General features: G+C 69.0%; 15 protein-coding genes and 1 pseudogene. 6 read left to right on the plus strand and 10 right to left on the minus strand.

Annotated features, from left to right (window positions below):
- The 4 genes from ETD86_RS57025 to ETD86_RS18425 form a co-directional block, all read left to right on the plus strand.
- Positions 1–219, plus strand: a 219-nt coding sequence (locus ETD86_RS57025) for a hypothetical protein (protein WP_211370131.1), incomplete at its 5' end; no start/stop codon positions are given.
- Between the two features lie 286 nt (positions 220–505).
- The gene (locus ETD86_RS18415; protein WP_138667391.1) at positions 506–2,515 is read left to right on the plus strand and encodes a ligand-binding sensor domain-containing protein; all 2,010 of its coding nucleotides are present in this window, start codon (positions 506–508) and stop codon (positions 2,513–2,515) included.
- Between the two features lie 35 nt (positions 2,516–2,550).
- On the plus strand, positions 2,551–4,590 hold the full coding sequence (locus ETD86_RS18420; RefSeq protein ID WP_138667392.1) for a ligand-binding sensor domain-containing protein: 2,040 nt from the start codon (positions 2,551–2,553) through the stop codon (positions 4,588–4,590).
- 144 nt (positions 4,591–4,734) lie between these two features.
- Positions 4,735–4,911, plus strand: a complete 177-nt coding sequence (locus tag ETD86_RS18425) for a hypothetical protein (RefSeq protein WP_211370132.1) — start codon at positions 4,735–4,737, stop codon at positions 4,909–4,911.
- 187 nt (positions 4,912–5,098) lie between these two features.
- Here the strand turns inward: ETD86_RS18425 and ETD86_RS18430 are convergent, their stop codons facing one another.
- The 4 genes from ETD86_RS18430 to ETD86_RS18445 form a co-directional block, all read right to left on the minus strand.
- Positions 5,099–6,121, minus strand: a complete 1,023-nt coding sequence (locus tag ETD86_RS18430; protein WP_138667393.1) for a hypothetical protein — start codon at positions 6,119–6,121, stop codon at positions 5,099–5,101.
- Between the two features lie 556 nt (positions 6,122–6,677).
- Positions 6,678–6,809, minus strand: a complete 132-nt coding sequence (locus ETD86_RS18435; RefSeq protein WP_170223139.1) for a dihydrofolate reductase family protein — start codon at positions 6,807–6,809, stop codon at positions 6,678–6,680.
- Between the two features lie 84 nt (positions 6,810–6,893).
- Positions 6,894–7,223 (minus strand): dihydrofolate reductase family protein, encoded by a 330-nt coding sequence (locus ETD86_RS18440; protein ID WP_138667395.1) that lies wholly within the window; start codon positions 7,221–7,223, stop codon positions 6,894–6,896.
- 482 nt (positions 7,224–7,705) lie between these two features.
- Complete coding sequence (locus ETD86_RS18445) at positions 7,706–7,921, minus strand: hypothetical protein (protein WP_138667396.1); 216 nt, start codon at positions 7,919–7,921, stop codon at positions 7,706–7,708.
- 138 nt (positions 7,922–8,059) lie between these two features.
- Between ETD86_RS18445 and ETD86_RS18450 the strand changes: the two genes are divergently transcribed.
- Both ETD86_RS18450 and ETD86_RS18455 read left to right on the plus strand, forming a co-directional pair.
- Complete coding sequence (locus ETD86_RS18450; RefSeq protein ID WP_138667397.1) at positions 8,060–8,638, plus strand: RNA polymerase sigma factor; 579 nt, start codon at positions 8,060–8,062, stop codon at positions 8,636–8,638.
- Complete coding sequence (locus ETD86_RS18455) at positions 8,635–9,519, plus strand: hypothetical protein (RefSeq protein WP_138667398.1); 885 nt, start codon at positions 8,635–8,637, stop codon at positions 9,517–9,519. Before ETD86_RS18450 ends, ETD86_RS18455 begins: the two co-directional genes overlap by 4 nt.
- Here ETD86_RS18455 and ETD86_RS60095 read toward each other — a convergent pair.
- The 6 genes and pseudogenes from ETD86_RS60095 to ETD86_RS18485 all read right to left on the minus strand — a co-directional run.
- A pseudogene (locus tag ETD86_RS60095) lies at positions 9,458–9,862 on the minus strand (M55 family metallopeptidase); the annotation flags it as partial. The gene ETD86_RS18455 and the pseudogene ETD86_RS60095 overlap by 62 nt on opposite strands.
- Positions 9,863–10,147: 285 nt before the next feature.
- Positions 10,148–10,435: a hypothetical protein gene (locus ETD86_RS18465; protein WP_138667399.1), complete on the minus strand. Its 288-nt coding sequence runs from the start codon at positions 10,433–10,435 to the stop codon at positions 10,148–10,150.
- Positions 10,436–10,530: 95 nt separating this feature from the next.
- Positions 10,531–11,823 (minus strand): MFS transporter, encoded by a 1,293-nt coding sequence (locus ETD86_RS18470; RefSeq protein ID WP_138667400.1) that lies wholly within the window; start codon positions 11,821–11,823, stop codon positions 10,531–10,533.
- Between the two features lie 355 nt (positions 11,824–12,178).
- Positions 12,179–13,831: a tannase/feruloyl esterase family alpha/beta hydrolase gene (locus ETD86_RS18475; protein WP_138667401.1), complete on the minus strand. Its 1,653-nt coding sequence runs from the start codon at positions 13,829–13,831 to the stop codon at positions 12,179–12,181.
- A gap of 61 nt (positions 13,832–13,892) precedes the next feature.
- The gene (locus tag ETD86_RS18480) at positions 13,893–14,543 is read right to left on the minus strand and encodes a TetR family transcriptional regulator (protein WP_211370135.1); all 651 of its coding nucleotides are present in this window, start codon (positions 14,541–14,543) and stop codon (positions 13,893–13,895) included.
- A gap of 727 nt (positions 14,544–15,270) precedes the next feature.
- Positions 15,271–15,672 (minus strand): winged helix-turn-helix transcriptional regulator, encoded by a 402-nt coding sequence (locus ETD86_RS18485; RefSeq protein WP_211370136.1) that lies wholly within the window; start codon positions 15,670–15,672, stop codon positions 15,271–15,273.
- Positions 15,673–15,776: the final 104 nt, after the last annotated feature.

The following is a 15,776-nucleotide window of genomic DNA, read 5'->3' on the forward strand; positions in this document are numbered from 1 at the left end:
CGACCACGAGCATGGCGGCAGCAAGAGGACGAGCGAGACGCACGGGTTTCCTTCCAAGACGCGGACGTCTATTCCGCCAGCCGCCGGTCCAGCCGTCAAGGCGATCATGCCGTGAACATCGGCCCGACATACCCGCGGCATACCGCGCACCTCGCCGAGGTGCGCGCGGGCGTCTTCTCGGACACGCGCCACCTCGAGTTCTGGACCGGATGGAACTGAACGGAACACAGCGAGAGCGATCAACAACCTTCTCCGGCGTTCACGTCGTTATAGCAGGTCAGCGGCATATCGTCGGAAACCTCTTCGTTGCCACCGGAGCCACTATTGACGCACGGAAACTGATCGTCTAAATTCCAGGTCACATATCGGTCTAGACCGATATGTGACCTGGATGCCATCGAACGACTGGCTTGCCTCGGGATCGAGGCTCGTGGTGACCCCTTTCCATCGTTTCAAGTCCCGGATTCGGTCCTGACCGAAGTGGTGCGTTCAGGGAGGACTCGCTATGCTCACCCGTCGTCGCCTGTTAGCCGCCGCGGCCCTGGCGCCAGGTGCCGCACTGATCCCGAACGTGGGAAGCGCTTTTGCTGCGGCCGCGGCCGTCGAGCCGCTCGGTTCTCCGCTCAAGGACGTCCTGCTCATCGGTGGCACGGTCGCCCCCGGACCTGAAGGCGGGCGAACGCTCTGGTCGGTCTCCACTGGCGAGCCGGCCAAACTCAACGCGGTGGACCCCGCCACCGGCAAGACGCTGCTCAGCCAGCCGCTGCCAGGATCACCGGGATCGTACGCGGTCGTCGCCGCTCCCGACGGCACCCTCTACGTCGGCGCCTACGGCAGCGGCTTCCTCTACCGCCGCCGACCGGGGCCGGACAGCACGCCGGAGAACCTCGGCCGGCCGCTCCCCTCGGAGACCTACATCTGGCGGCTGGCCGTCGACGACGCAGGCCGCCTCTACGGCGGCACCTCTCCCGGCGGTCGGGTCTTCGGCTACGAACCGCGCACCGGCCAGACCCGGGACTACGGCCAACTCCGGCCCGGGCTCCGGTACGTGCGCAGCATCGCCGTCTGGGGCCACTTCATTTACGCGGGGACCGAGCCAGACGCGCACGTCATCGCGATCCACACAGATACCGGCGCGATGCACGAACTCCCTCTTCCTGAAGAGATCGGCGACGGAGTCGGGGTCACCGCCTACGACCTCAACGCCTACGCCGGCCGGCTCTTCGTGCGGTTCGGCAGCGCGGTCCAGGGCAGACTCGGCGTCTACGACATCTCGGCGGGCAAATGGACCGACCTCATCGACGGGGTCGCCGGACTCGACGTCACGCCACCGGGCCGGCGCGGCGAGGTCTACTTCACCAAGGACAATCGCCTCACCCGATACCAGCCGCGCACCGGGGAGCTCACTCCGGTCGGTCCCGCCATCCCCGGCCGGGTGGCCAACAACCGCGGCATCGGGTGGTGCGATCTCGACCTGCGCGGCTGGCCAGGCCAGACCGTCACCGGACTCCTGTGGCGTGGCGCGCTCTTCCGGCACAATCCGATCACCGAGCACAGCGAGATCGTCCAGACGGACATACCCGGCGAGCCGGTCCCGATCGCCGCTCTCCATGCCGGCCCGAGCGGGGCCGTGTACGCCGGCGGGTTCCTCAGCGGCGGCATCGCCGAGGTCGATCCCGGCACGGGGCAGGCGAGTTTCCATCGCTTCGCGCAGATCGAGAGCATCCGCGAGATCGGCCGCACCGTCTGGATCGGCGCCTACCCGGACTCCCGGCTGTACCGCTATGACCCGGCCCTGCCGTGGTCGAGTCCCGAGTACGACCCCGGGCCGCCGGGAACGGCCGACAATCCGGTGAAGGTCGTCGACCTGAAGGCGCACCACCAGGTGCGCGCCCGGGCGATGACCGACGCGGGCGCCCATGTGGCCTACGGCACCATGCCGGACGCGACGACGCTGAGCGGCGCCCTTGTCATCGTGGACAAGGCCACCCTGGAGGCGACCGTGCATCGGCCGGTCGTCACCGACCAGTCCATCGTCAGTCTCGCCTATGCGGGCGGGATGATCATCGGGGGGACGTCGATACGCGGCGGCTACTCAGTGCCCACGCCGACCCAGACCGAGGCCCGCCTGTTCGGATGGGCGGTGTCCGGCACCGGCACGGTCTTCGAGGTGACCCCGGTGCCACAGGCGCAGGCCATCCCGGCACTCGTGGTGGATCCCGCCGGGCTCCTCTGGGGGCTCGCGGACGGGCAGCTCTTCGCTTTCGACGTCACCACCCGGCAGGTGGTGCACCGGCTGCAACTCGCCCAGAACGTCGGCGCCACCGTCGGTGAGCTCGGCCGCCGCGACGGGGGTGACCAGATCTACGCCCTGGTTCATGGGCGCCTGTTGTTCGAAGTCGACCTCGCCACGCGCACCAGCCGGCTGCTTCTCGACCGGCCGGCCCAGTATCTGGCCGTCCATCCCGACGGCCGCCTCTTCCTCGCCAACGACACCGTCCTGACACGTTTCTGAGCGATCACCGACCCCGATATCCAGGAGGCAGCGGAGTGTTGACGAACGCATCGAGACATTGGTTACGCCTGCGGCGCGTGCTGGCCGTCAGCGTGGGCGGCATCCTGGTGAGCGGGTCGCTCCACTCGCAGCCGGCGGTCGCGGCGGACGAGCCCGTGCCCTGGATCCGGGACACCGGAGTGATCCCGCTGACCGCTACCACGACGGCAGGCGGCGCCACCGCTCGGATGCCGGACGGCTCGACACGGATGTGGCTGGTCGTCAGCGGCGCACCGGCCTACCTGGCCGAGATCGACCCCGTCCAGCGCCGCCTGGTCAAGGCGCACCCGCTCGGGGCTCGGGCGCAAGGCGGCTGGGGCGTCGACGTCGCGCGTGACGGTACGGTCTACGCGGCCACGTACGGAGCCGGAGAGCTCTACCGCCTGGCGTGGGGCGCGGCCAAGGCCGAGAACCTCGGAGCGCCTACACCCGACACCAGCTTCCTGTGGCAGGTCGACACCACGCCGGATGGCGTCGCCTGCACCGGCACGTTCGAGGGCGCCCGCCCGGGCGTGCTCCCGCCGGCTCACCTGGCCTGCTGGAGCCCGCGGACCGGGCAGTGGCGTGACTACGGGACCTTCGGCGACCACAACACCTACGTGCGGTCCACCGCCGTCGTCGGGAACACCGCATACATCGGTACGGGGTCGGTCAAGAAGGAGATGTGGGCGGTCAATCTCGCAACCGGAAAGAAATGGCAGATCGCCGTCCCCGACAAGGTGCCCGACGGGACGGGCTTCACCTACGAGATGGACGCTGACCACCGCTACGTCTACGTCAGGTGGTCGCCCGGTGGCGGCTACGTCTACGACACGCTGCGCGGCCGCTGGACCGGGTCGCTCGGTGCCTACAGCGGCCAGTCGGTCTCCAGCCAGGACGCCAAGGGCGAGGTCTACCTGGTCAGCGGCGATCGGCTGTCGCGCTACGACGTCCGCAAGGACACACTCACGCCGACCGGCTTCGCGACCGGTGGCAGCCGCGGTGTGGAACGGGTCCTCGATCCAGGCTCCGGCCGTACTCTGGTGGTCGGGGCGCTCAGCGACGGGCGGATGTGGCAGTACGACCCCGCCACCGACACGGGCTCCCTGGATTATGTCGAAGGCCTCGCGGGCACTCCCGTGACGCCCCGCGCGATGGCCGTCGGGCCGGACGGCAAGGTCTACCAGGGCGGATACTTCTCCGGCGGGCTCTCCTCGTACGATCCGGCGACCGGCGCCTGGTGGTTCCGCGGATTCCCGAAGCAGGCCGAGGGCATGGTCACCCACGCCGGCAAGCTCTACCTCGGCACCTACACGGGCGCGGACATCTTCGCCTACGACCCGGCGGCGCCCTGGAGTACGTCGAATCCGCGTCCGGTGTTCTCCCTGCGCGACCACGCGCAGAGCCGGCCGTGGGCGATGGAGTCCGCCGGCCGCTACCTTGCGGTGGGCACGCAGCCCGACTACGGCAAGCTCGGCGGCGACCTCGCGCTGTACGATCCCGCCGACGACAGCCTCCACCGCTACCCCGGCCTGGTGACCGATCAGAGCATCACCGCGCTCACATACGCGGGCGGTGTCCTGTACGGGGGCACCATGGTCTACGGCGGCAACGGCTCGACTCCCACCCAGACCACGGCCAAGGTCTTCGCCTTCGACGTCGCCTCCGGCACCAAACTGTGGGAGGCGGAGCCGCTTCCCGGCGAGCGGGCCATCAGCGGGCTCACCGTGGACGCCGAGGGGCATCTGTGGGGCATCACCGCCGGCAAGCTCTTCGAACTCGACCCGGCGACGCGGGAAACGGTGCGGACCCACGAAGTCGCCCCGTTCGACTGGTCGAGCGTCAGCGAATGGAACCCGCTGGCGGCGAAGGTCCGCTTCGACGCCAGCGACGGGCAGTTGTACGTGACGGCGCGAGGCCGCTTCCACCGACTCGACCCTCAGGCCTTCACGGACTCCGCCCCGCCGGGTACCGCGGGCGCACAGCTCGTCTCCCACCCCGACGGCGACAAGTACTGGATCAGCGGGCAGCATCTGTACCGGTCCCGCTGGTACTGACCACCGCCTGATGAGGACATGTAGCCGCCCATGAGCTGGTCTGCGGCACGTGGCAGCGGACCCTCGACGTCCACGCGCATGGCGTGACGTAACGCGGGCGCCCGATCGGGCGCCCGCGTCTACAGCTTCCAGTCCAGCAAGGCGATGACAGCGGAGGAGGACGGCCTGATGCTCCGCCTCACCGAGATCCGGGCCGCCCTCTTGCTGCCGTGGCTGGACCGGATGGAGGAGGAGATCGAGCGGCGCAACACCTTCGTCGAGGCCATCGGCTCCGGCGACCTGCCGGTCAGCCTGGTGCCGCAGCCGCCGGGCACCACCTGAGCACCACCAGCAGCGGTCTGTTGATCTCATATCGCATCGACGGCAGTCCCTACCGGCGGCATGAGTTGCGCGATTCGACCCGGCAGGACCTGACACCTTCTGGACGCCATCGATACCGGCGGCTGGGTCCAGACCCTCCTGTCGGCCCAGCCGGGAACGGTGACCTGATCCTGCTCTCGACGTGCGGCTACCGGGTGTCGGTGATGCGGAAGACGCCGAGCATGTCGGAGTAGCGCGGATCGCTGCCGGAAGGGTAGAAGGACGCCTCGGCGCCCACCCAGCCGTGGAAGCCGCCGTTGTCGTCGATGATCTGCAGCAGCGGCTTGACGTGGGAGTTGCCGGTGTAGCAGAACTCGCCGCGCTCCCTGGCCAGGCAGGTGCACCAGTGCCAGAGGGTGTCGCGCCGGTCGTAGCTGGAGACCTTGACCAAGTAGTACTGGATCGAGCTGTCGTTGGTGGCCGTGCCACCGCCGTAGTTGGGGCAGCCGCCGCTCGCCTGGCACGCTCCCGCTGACGACGGCTGGGCGTAGGTCAGGCACCATGTCGTCGTGGGGCACGTGCGAAAGGCCGGGTGGGCGAACACCTGCCCGTTCGAGGTGGTCACGTTCTCCTTCGCCCAGGACGCGAGATCCTGCTTGAGCGTCCCGGGGAAGGCTTGCACGGTGCTCATCGCCCGGCGCGTGGCCAGCGCCGCGTTGCTGCCGTAGCCGTAGGCGTAGGTGGCGAAGGTGTTGTACTTGCTTTCCAGCCGGACGAGCGTGCCGTCGGCGTTGGGCCGCAGGTACCACTGTTCGGACCAGGCCTGGGCGAAGTTCCACGTGATGTTCAGGACATCGCCGGCGACGCTGAAGGTCCCGGTGCGCGACTCGGGCGGGGAGCCCCTGAACCCGCCCGCCGTCAGCACCTCGCAGTGGCGGGCGCGGGTGTGGCCGACCGCGCCGCTGACGGTCGAGCAGCTGTCGAGGTCGGGTGTGGTGCCGGTGCCCTCACGGGCGGCAGGCGCGGTCTGCCGCCACAGGTACGTGCGCGCTGTGACGGTGCCGTCGGTCGCGAACTGGTACGTGCCCAGGCGCACCCAGTTGTCCCGGACGTCGGCGCGCAGCCGGCCCAGGGTGACGACGTAGTTGGCCTTGCCGCCGGGGAGTTCGGCGGCGTAAGCGGGGGTCGGAAGCAGCGGTAACAGCAGCAGGACGATGGCAAGGAATCGCATCGTGGCTCCAGATTTCGGCCGGGTCCGGAACAGCCCTCTCGCGCCCAAGAATAATGCTTTCCCGGTTTCCGGTCATGACCCTTATTCGGAAATTCTTTAACCGCCGGACTCGTTCGGCGTGGGGTCGGTGACGACCGAGCCGCGTGGGCACCGGCATGGAGATCTCCGGAGCGTTCCTGGGCGCCGGGTACGTCCGCACCATGGCCGAGGACTACCGATCGTGTGGCGCGTTCGGAAGCCCTGGCGCACGGCCACGCCATCCCAGGTCGCCATGCCCGCAAGTGCTTGCATATCAGCGGAAGATCAAAAATCAGGGTCGGACGACCGCGAGCGCGCAGAGACGGGGTGCCTCCCGCACCCCATCTGGGGACGCACTCGGCCTAGTCAGAAGAAGTTTCAGCCGCAGTGCACGTTGTTCAGCTCGATGGTCCTCCAAACCTGTGCAAGGAGGTGCAGGTCACGGGTTCAGTGACGCGGGCGCCACGTCGTCTAGGATCGCGCATGGGCGTACGGCCACTGGCCCCTCGTGCTACACCCGGGGCCCGCTCCTGGTCAGTCAGGACCGTACGTAGCGCCGGAACATGGTTCCTGAGGCCAAGGAACGGTGCTCGACCAAACGCAGCCGCAGTTCTTCTCTCACGGGCAGGTACGGCTTGCCGCCCCCGACGATCACGGGGAACGCGTACACCCATAACTCGTCGATAAGGTCCAGCAGGGAGGTGGCCGGCTCGAGGCCGCCGCTGGAGGGTGCCGTCGATCTCCTGCTTTCGCGTCACCACGGATAGGGCGTCCTTGCGACGGACGATCGTGACCCTTCGGGGACGGTCTGGAGGGTGTCGGAGGACGTACCGTGGCGTCTCCTGTAGAACTGGGCGAACTCCCGCGCGACGGCCGGGGCGCCTTCCTTGCCGAGGTCTTGCGTCCAGGGCGTTTCCATCGCCTCATACAGCCGCCGCCCGAACAGGAACGCCGCGGTCCCGCGAACATGGTCGTTCGCCGCCTGCTGAAAGTCCTCGGCCGGGTCCTGAAAGTCCATGCCACCGTCGGAATCCTCGATGTAGCCGTCGATCGAGGTGTTCATCCAGTAGATGACCTTGCCCATAAACTCCTCCTTGGTCGTAGCGGTCGTCCAGAGTGGAGACCCGATGGAGCGCCGGATCTCATCGCAGGCAGGGCGCGCCAAACTATGCTTTTCCGGATGGACTGGGGTCGTGCCGGACGGCCAGGCCGCTCAGTATGCATTCCAGGCCGAAGGTGCAGCGGCCTTCCAGGACGTCGGTGTCCTCGTGGCCGGTGAAGCCCGCGTGAGCGAGGACGGTGTGATTAACCCGGCAACGATCAACGTTGCCAGCGCCGGGGCCGGCGCGCGGCACGCGAGCGGAGATCGCCGGTTGACCTCGCCCCAGACGTACTGGATGGGCTTGCTGACCTGCTCGAGCAGGGGCTCAAGCAGGAAAGAGCGACTCGCTGGTCATGGCGGTTCCGGAGTCCGTCCGCAGTGGGGCGGCGCCCAAGAACGGCGGCTCCTCCCGCGTAGGCTGCGGGGATGCGCTTGCTGTTGATCCGACATGGCCAGACCCCGGCCTACGTCGCGGGCGAGCGCGACGCCGCCTCCCCGGTGCCGGACTCACCGTCCTGCGCCAGGCCCAGGCGCGCCCCGTCACGGCAGAGCGGGGGGAGAAGCGGATCGGTGGTGTCTACGCCTTCCCGCCTGGTCCGCACCCAGTTCACCGCGGCGCCGCTCGGGTTGGACGTGCCGGTGGTGGCCGCGCGGCGTTGCGCGCCGTCTGCGGACGTCATGGCGATCCGGATGTGGGTCGACGCTGCTCGCTGGGGCGGCGCACGAGGTCACTGGCGAGGGCACGGAGGAAGCCGTGGCCGACGCCTCGTCGTGACGGTTCACGACACACCTGTGGGCCTGCCGGACATGACCTAGGCATGAACGTCACCGACACCGGGCCACCACGCACCCAGCGCTTCGCCCACCTCTACGAGCAGACGTATGCCGCGTTGCTGCGGTTCGTCGAGCGTCGCGTCCACCCCTCCCACGCCGAGGACGTGGTTGCCGACGTGTTCCTCGTCGCCTGGCGGCGCCTGGACGACGTGCCGCTGGCGGCGGACGAGGCGCGGGCCTGGCTGTTCGGCGTGGCGCACCGCACTCTCCGCAACGGGCTGCGGGCCGACCAGCGGCGGCAGGCGCTCACCGTCCGCATCGCCGACCGCCAGCTGACCGGCGCCGCGGCGGCCGGGCTGGACCCCGAGCTGGTGGCACGCCGGCTCGACCTCGTCCAGGCGTGGCGGCGGCTCAGCCCGCGCCACCAGGAGACGCTCGCCTTGGCCGTGTGGGACGGCCTCACAGCCCCACAGGCCGCGCGGGTGCTCGGCATTTCCCCCGTCGCGTTCCGGCTTCGGCTCACCCGGGCCCGGCGTGCCCTGCGCCACCACGCCGACGCGGCCCCCGCCACTACAACCCAGCCCGTGGCGACCGCCACCGTGGACTCCCGGAGCATGCGATGAACGACACCCTCGACCACGCCCTGCGCGACCTCGACCCGGCCGTCACCCCCACCGACCTGGACACCAGCACCGACCCCAAGGCTCGGGCCCTGCTGGCCCGGGTGGTGGCCACCGACCCGATGGAGGCGCCCGCACCGACGAGCAGCAGCCCTCGCCTGCTCACCGCCGGGCGTGTCACCGCTGTCGGCGGAGGGGTGGCCGCCGGCATCGCGGCAGCGCTACTGCTGCCCGGCGTGTTCGGCGGCGGCTCGGCGATGGCCGCGTGGACCGCGACTCCGCACATGGTGAGCGGTGACCGGGCCGCCGACGCCCAGGAGAAGTGCCTCGACAGCGCCCAGGACACCGCCAAGAGGACAACCGGGCGCGAGCTCGGCTTCCGCCCCGTGGTGACCGAGGGCCGGGGGCCATGGACGCTCGTCTACGTCAACGACGGCAGCAGCCACCTGGCCGAGATCACCTGCCTGCTCCGCGATGGCGACCTCATCGCCTCGCAGGGCAGCACGCCGGGGCCCGACGCACAACCGCTTCCGCCGGTTCCGGCGGGGTCGGCGCGGGCCGCCCTCGGCGCGGTCATGAGCACGAGTGAGGAGAGCGTGCGTATCGTGACCGGCCGGGTCGGTGCCGGCGTGTTGGGTCTGGAGCTCTCCACGGAGGCGAAAGGCAGCGTGACCGCGACCGTCACCGGCGGCTACTTCGCGGCCTGGTGGCCGGACGCGCCGACGACGGAGGAGCGCGAGAACGCCTCACCTCGTGGCGGCGTCAAGAGCGTCACGGCAATCCTCCAGGACGGGTCGCGGCACAACGTCTCCCTCGAGGAGCTCACCGGCCGGACGAGCGCGCAGCTGAACACATCGGCCACGGGCGGCTCCACGCGCGACTGACCTGGCCACCCGCGGCGGCGCCGGGCCTCACGGTCCGGCGCCGCCGGCTACTGGGTGGACGGACACGGCGCGGCGCGGCCGTACCCGGACAGCCGGCTCCACCAACGGTTCGCAAGGTCACCAGCTGGCTCTGCGCAACCCAGCCCATATCTGCGCGCAGGAACGGCAGCAACCGGACACCATCACCCATGCCTGCCCAATCTTGGCCACCGTCCGCGATCATAACCAGCTCGCAGGGCTTGCCGCGGACCAGCCGGGTCCGCCGGTCCAGGTGCTCGGGCAAGATGTTGCGGTAGGGGCCGTGAGCGTCGGCCATCATCACCTCGGCCGCGGGCTTGGCGTCGACCCCCCTGCACCACGGCGTTGGCCGCCGCCGTCATCAGCCGCCGACCGCGCTCGCAGTCGTAGCGCTCGGGGGGTGCCGCCCTGTCCCGCTGCGGGCAGACGGTGCTCATGTCGTGGACCTGCGCCGGTGGGGGCGCGGCCTGGCGAGCTGTGCCGGACGTGTGATCAGGGCCGTCCGGCGCGCGGGCGTCGGCGAGTCTGAGGGTTTGGGCGGGCCAGTCGAGCTGGTGCGCGAGCTGGGCCGGTTGCCGCTGTCGATCGAATAGACTGGCGCCTACCCGCATCAGAACCGGCTGAGCATCCGGCCGTGAGGTACGACGAAGTGCAGCACCGCGCCCAGGAAGACCACGAGCGGCTTGGCCAGGTCGAGCTCATCGCAGTCCAGCGCGAGCCACTGGCAGCCGGACTGGATCTCCTCGGCGAGATCGGCCAGATCCGGCAGGTTGAGCGCGTCCATGCCTTGCATCGGCCTCCCGCATCCGAGATCGGCGTACTGGTCGTAGCCCAGGTGAGCCAGATGACGGACGGCGCGGACCAGAGCAGCCGCGTTCTCCTGGGCGACCTCATCCACGCCCTGTGTCACCTCACGCAGCTCGCTCGTGGCTTCGAGGTTCCGACACCGCACAGGGGCGAGGTGGCGCTCACCGATCGGGGTCCGGCAGATCGTCACTGCGTGCCGCCCTGTGTTTCGGTGGCGTCCTTGTCCTGGCCGGCAGTGTGCTTGCGCAGCACTCCTGGCAGCGTCAATGCGACAAGCGTGGTGGTCAGCAGGCCACCGCCACCCGCGATGAGAAGCGTTGTCGGTGCTGAGGTGGCGTCCAGCAGGAACCCGCCCGCTATATATGACAGCGCGGCGGCTACTCCGATTGCTCCATAGAGGTTACCGAAGACTCTGCCGAGCATTCCTTGAGGGACCAGGCGCTGCAGCATGGTGTTGGTGGCCACGTCCATCGCCGCGATACCGAATCCGCGGATGAACTGGGTCGTGAACGCGGCGGCGACGGCCCAGGCCAGCCCGGTGAGGAGGTTGCCGGCGCTGTTCACCGCGAAGCCGGCGACCAGCAGGGTCACCAGCGACATTCGAGCGCTGTAACGGGCCGTCAGCGCGTACCCGAGGAGCAGACCGATGCCGACGGCGCCCAGAAGGAGGCCGACTGCCGACTCGCCGGCCGCGAATGATTCGGTGGCCAGGAGCACCAAGGCGACGTCGTCCACTCCGTTGAAGGCCACGATGGCGCAGAAGCCCAGGGCGATGACCTGGACCACCTTGGCTGACCTGATGTAGCCGAGCCCGCACTTCGCATCAGCCAGGAGCGAGGCTTTCGTTCCTTCCGGGGAGGGCGCTGGGGGAAGCGACCGCAGCCTGAGCAGTACCGCGCCCGCAAGCAGGAAGGAGGCGGCGTCGACCAGGAGCACGCCCCGTATTCCGACGAAGGGAAATAGTGCGGCCGCGGCCAGCGGCCCGAGAGCCTCGGCCGAGTTGGTGCCGAAGCCCAGCGTGGCGTTGGCGGTCTCCAGGTCCTTGTCTCGTACCAGTCCCGGTATCGCCGCGCGTGAGGCCGGCAGAAACACCTGTCCCGCAATCGCGCGCAGCCCGACCAGCACCAGCAGCAGAGGGAGCGGCGGCAACGAGAGAGCGATGAGCAGGAGCGCCATCCCCTGCGCCAGCTCACATGCGATCATCACCCGCTTGAGATCGAAACGGTCGCTGATCGCGCCGGCGATCGGGCTGAGAAGTGAGGGAACGAAATCGCCGACGAGCAGCAGCAGTGAGACCGCGATCGCTTGCCCCGTGGTGTCGGCGACGTGGAGCATCAGCGCGACAAGGCTGAGCGCGTCACCGCCCACCGAGATGACTCGTGCCGACCACAGTGAGCGGAATCCAGTGCTGTCGCGTAGTAGCTGTAACCCGCTCGCTCTTCTTGGTTCGGTTCCGGTGCTTCCGTCGGAGACTGACATGGTCTCTTTCTTCCGGGCTTTAGAACGGCTTTAGAGGCGCTGTGCGTAGTGCGATCGCGGTGTGACTCTGCGATCTTGAGATATGCGTGTCCCGCCACGGGCTGCCGTGATAGTCGAGCATGTGGCAACGGTCCCGTGGCAGGGACCAACACTGAGGTGGAACTCATCGAGCCGCATACGTAGGGCCGAGCGGCTTCGCCCTCCCCCGCCAGCGGGTGGTCCAGCGATTGCGGCCCTCATCTTGTGGGGTCCGGGAGGGCGACGCAAGGGAGATGGACTTCAGCTGGGCTGCCTCCGAAGGGAAGTGCCGCCGGCAGGGAGATTGCACCGGGCCACCAAGACGGAGAGGCCCAGGCTAGGGCGCTACGGGTCCGGGCAGCTCGTGGAGGTGGCTGCCGATCCAGCGGATGGTGTCCGATGACGGACGCCGCGGTGGTGTGGGGACGAAGTTGGCCGCGTGGTCGATGCTGCCGGTGCCGTCGTAGGTGGCCACCAGCGGATGGGGGAAGACCGGTCGTGACCGGGAGACCGCGCCCTGCGCGTCCCTGCCCACGGCGATGACCCGGTCGGGCGCCGCGCCCCGTTCGACCCATGCGACAAGCTCACGGAGCGGGTCGAACTCGCTCAGCCGGTAGCCGCCGCCGCAGTGCGACATCGTGGGCACCATGAACAACCGCGCCCACCGCTGGGTCTCCCGCAGGCCGCCGTTGCGTTCGGACAGCCGTTGGTAGTAGTCCACCGTCGCGGTGGCCGGCAGCTGAGGATCGGCCCAGCCGTGCCACAAGATGAGCTTGCCTCCGGCCCGGCGGAACGCGCCGAGATCGAGACTCATGGCGTTGCCCTTGACGCCTTCGGCGGTCAGCCGGTGGAACTCGGCCGCGGTGAAGGAGGCTTCGGCCAGCGAGGAGTGCGGGGTGCCGATCGGGAATCCGACATACTTGAGGTAGTTGTCCCCCAGCCATGCGGCGAACGAGTTACCGCCCAGTCCGGCAGAGGGCGTGATGATCCCGTCCCAGCCGAGTTCGGAGCCGTGGGTTTGCCAGCCGGGGTACAGCCGGCGCCCGTTCGGGTCCTTCGGCCCTGCGTACAAGGCGCGGGCGACCGCGACCTGACGCGGCGTCAGGCAGTGCGGCTGATCGGTGCCGGCCGGGCACTGTACCTGCACCGGGTCGAACCGGCAGTCGCGTGGATCATCGATCTGTCCATCGGCCAGTCCATCACGCCGATCGCAGGCCGCCACCACGGCCTTGTGCAACGCGGGCAGCTTGTCGCTTGTGATGATCGGCTCACCGTTGGCAGCGGTGTTCGTCCGGGCCAGCCAGGGCGCGTAGACGCCGAACAGCGGGCCCATGGCGTGGGCCGGTGCGCCGGCGATGATGCCGTCGAAGTCGTGAGGATAGCGCTGGGCCAGTAGCAGTCCCTCCCGCCCGCCGTTGGAGCAGCTGCTGAAGTAGGACCGCTTCGGCGGTGTCCCGTAGAACTCGGTGATGATCCGCTTGGCCGCCACCGACAGCACATGCGGCGCCCGATAGAAGTAGTCGTTCCGCGCCGCCTGGTTGTTCGCCGCCCACTGTTCCTCCAGCCCTTGCGACACATGACCGTCGTTAGTGGCTCCGATGGCGACGTCCCCGCCGAGATCGCCTCCGCAGTCGGGAAACGGCAGCTTCGAGATCCGCCCGCAGAATCCGCCGCAGCCATGCTGCACGTAACGGCCCGTGAACGTCTGCAACGGTAGCCTGAGCTGGAAGGTCACCGCGGGTTCGACGTAGCCGTGCACGTCGCAGTAGGCCGGCTCGCTCTGGTCGTTCGCCTGGACCTCCTCGGCGCTCGTGACATGGGTCGTCGCGCCGGGCAGGTCGAAACGCTGCTCCAATTCGTCGCCGCACTCACGTACCGGTTCGATCACCGGACCGGGCGCGGCGACGGCAGGGATGGGTGTGCCCAATACCGCGATGAGCAAAGCCGTGGTCGTTGCTGCCAGGAACCTCGGTAAGGCGCGCGGATTCATGGTGGCGTCTCCATTTCCAGGGACAGGTAAGGGGTGCTTGTTCGTGTGCGGCGCCGAACGTTCAGCTCTGGGGCAGGGCCGGGGCATAGTCGGCCAGGCCGCGTTCCAGGAGGGCGCAGGACCGCACACAAAGGGTCCGGATGTCGGTGCCGAGCCGGGCGGTCCGGTCCTCGGCGATGCGGCGGCGCGCGTGCTCGGTCAGGGTGCGGTGCACTCCCATCAGCGCGTTCGCCGCCACCTGAGGACCGGGATCGTCTTCCGCCGCCCCGGTCTCCGTCGCCAGGAGCCGCGCCAGGGAGTCGGTGTGCTGTTTCATCGCCTGCTGCTCGCGCGCCTGCAGCGCGGCGCTGCCGGCGATCACACGGGCGACCGTCCGTGCCGCCTGCAGAGCGGCCTCGTCTCCGGCTTCCACCTGGTCGAGCAGGCCGTTGGCGTTGAGCAGAAAGCGTTGGAAGGCCATGAGCACAGACTCTCCGGCAGGCCGCCCGGCGATCGCCTCGATCAACCGTGTGCCGAAGGCGTCGAACGGCGCGTAGAACAGATCCTCCTTGGTCGGGAAGTAGTTGAAGACGGTCGCCTTGGCGACCTGTGCCTCACGGGCGACCTCGGCGACGGTGACGTCGTCGAAGCCCTGCTCGGCGAACAGGCGCCACGCCGTGTCGGCGATGAGCTGCCTGGTCTGCTCCTTCTTCATCTCGCGCAGTGACATCATGCCTCCCATACCTAGACTAAGACAAAAGTTAGTCCAAGTCTATAGTTAGACCTGGACTAGCTATATGCGGGCATGCGTACAGGCCGGTGATCGCGGTCGCGACCCGCCCCCGGGCGCCGGATCACTCCTCGGCCTGCGAGCGTTCCAGCGCCGGCTTGGGCGGGAGGCGAATGCGGGAGGCGAATATGGGCACCTACGGCCCACGGCAAGATGACGGCCACCAGCAATGTGGACGCCAGACCACCCGTTCCCGCGACCATCAGCGTGTACGGCGCGCCCATGGCGTCGACCAGCAGCCCGCCCCGGCATAGGATGCCGCGGCCGCCACCCCGATGGCGCCGTAGAGGTGATCCGCGGCGCGGCGTTCCTCCGCGTGCTTGTCCCGCAGATATTGGAGCGCCTTTCGGGCGGCGGGGGTCGGGCGCGGATGGAGCGGACGCGGCGCGCCGCGCGACTCCTCCGCGATGAGCGCCTACATCCCGCCGCTTCCGAGGACATCCCTCGCGGCCAGGGCCACTCGGTGCGCCTCGCGGCCCCGCTTTGCTCCACCGCGCAGCGCTGGAGCAAAGCGTTGCCCTCGTCGACGGCACCGACCCGGCCGCGCAAGGCCTACCGGGTGTACGCCACTCGCATCACCTCTGCCGAACGGCAGCACCACCAGGCAGCTGAGCCCACCATCAGGAGGATGTGCCCCATGACACCGAAGGCATCCGAAACGGGTCGGGCATCAGGGCCTGGTGGCGGTGTGGGCCCGGTGTTCGCGGATCTGGTCGTGGTGGTCGGCGACCCAGGTGATCAGGGACGTGACGATGTGGTGGAGGCTGTGGCCCAGGGGGGTGAGGGCGTACTCCACACGCGGCGGCACCTCCGCGTAGGCGGTCCGGGTCACCAAGCCGTCCTGCTGGAGCTGGCGCACGGTAAGGGTGAGCATCCGCTGTGAGATGCCGGGGACGTCGCGCTGCAGGTCGGTGTAGCGCAGCGGGCCGGCCTCAAGTGCGGCGATCACCAGCAGGCTCCACTTATCCCCGACGCGGTCCAATACCTGGCGGATGAAGTCCATCTGCTCGGCGGGGATGCCGGCGCACGGTCCTCGGTCTGCTGCGGCACCTGACCGGGCTGCGACGTCCATGGCGCACATTCCCTTCCGGCACGCACATCGATGTGCCTTTTGTACGGCCTTCCATACTGGTCCATCATGGCGCTACGCACAAAAAGTAGGAATTCGAGGTGCGC

Source organism: Nonomuraea turkmeniaca (assembly GCF_005889735.1).
Lineage (GTDB): Bacteria > Actinomycetota > Actinomycetes > Streptosporangiales > Streptosporangiaceae > Nonomuraea > Nonomuraea turkmeniaca.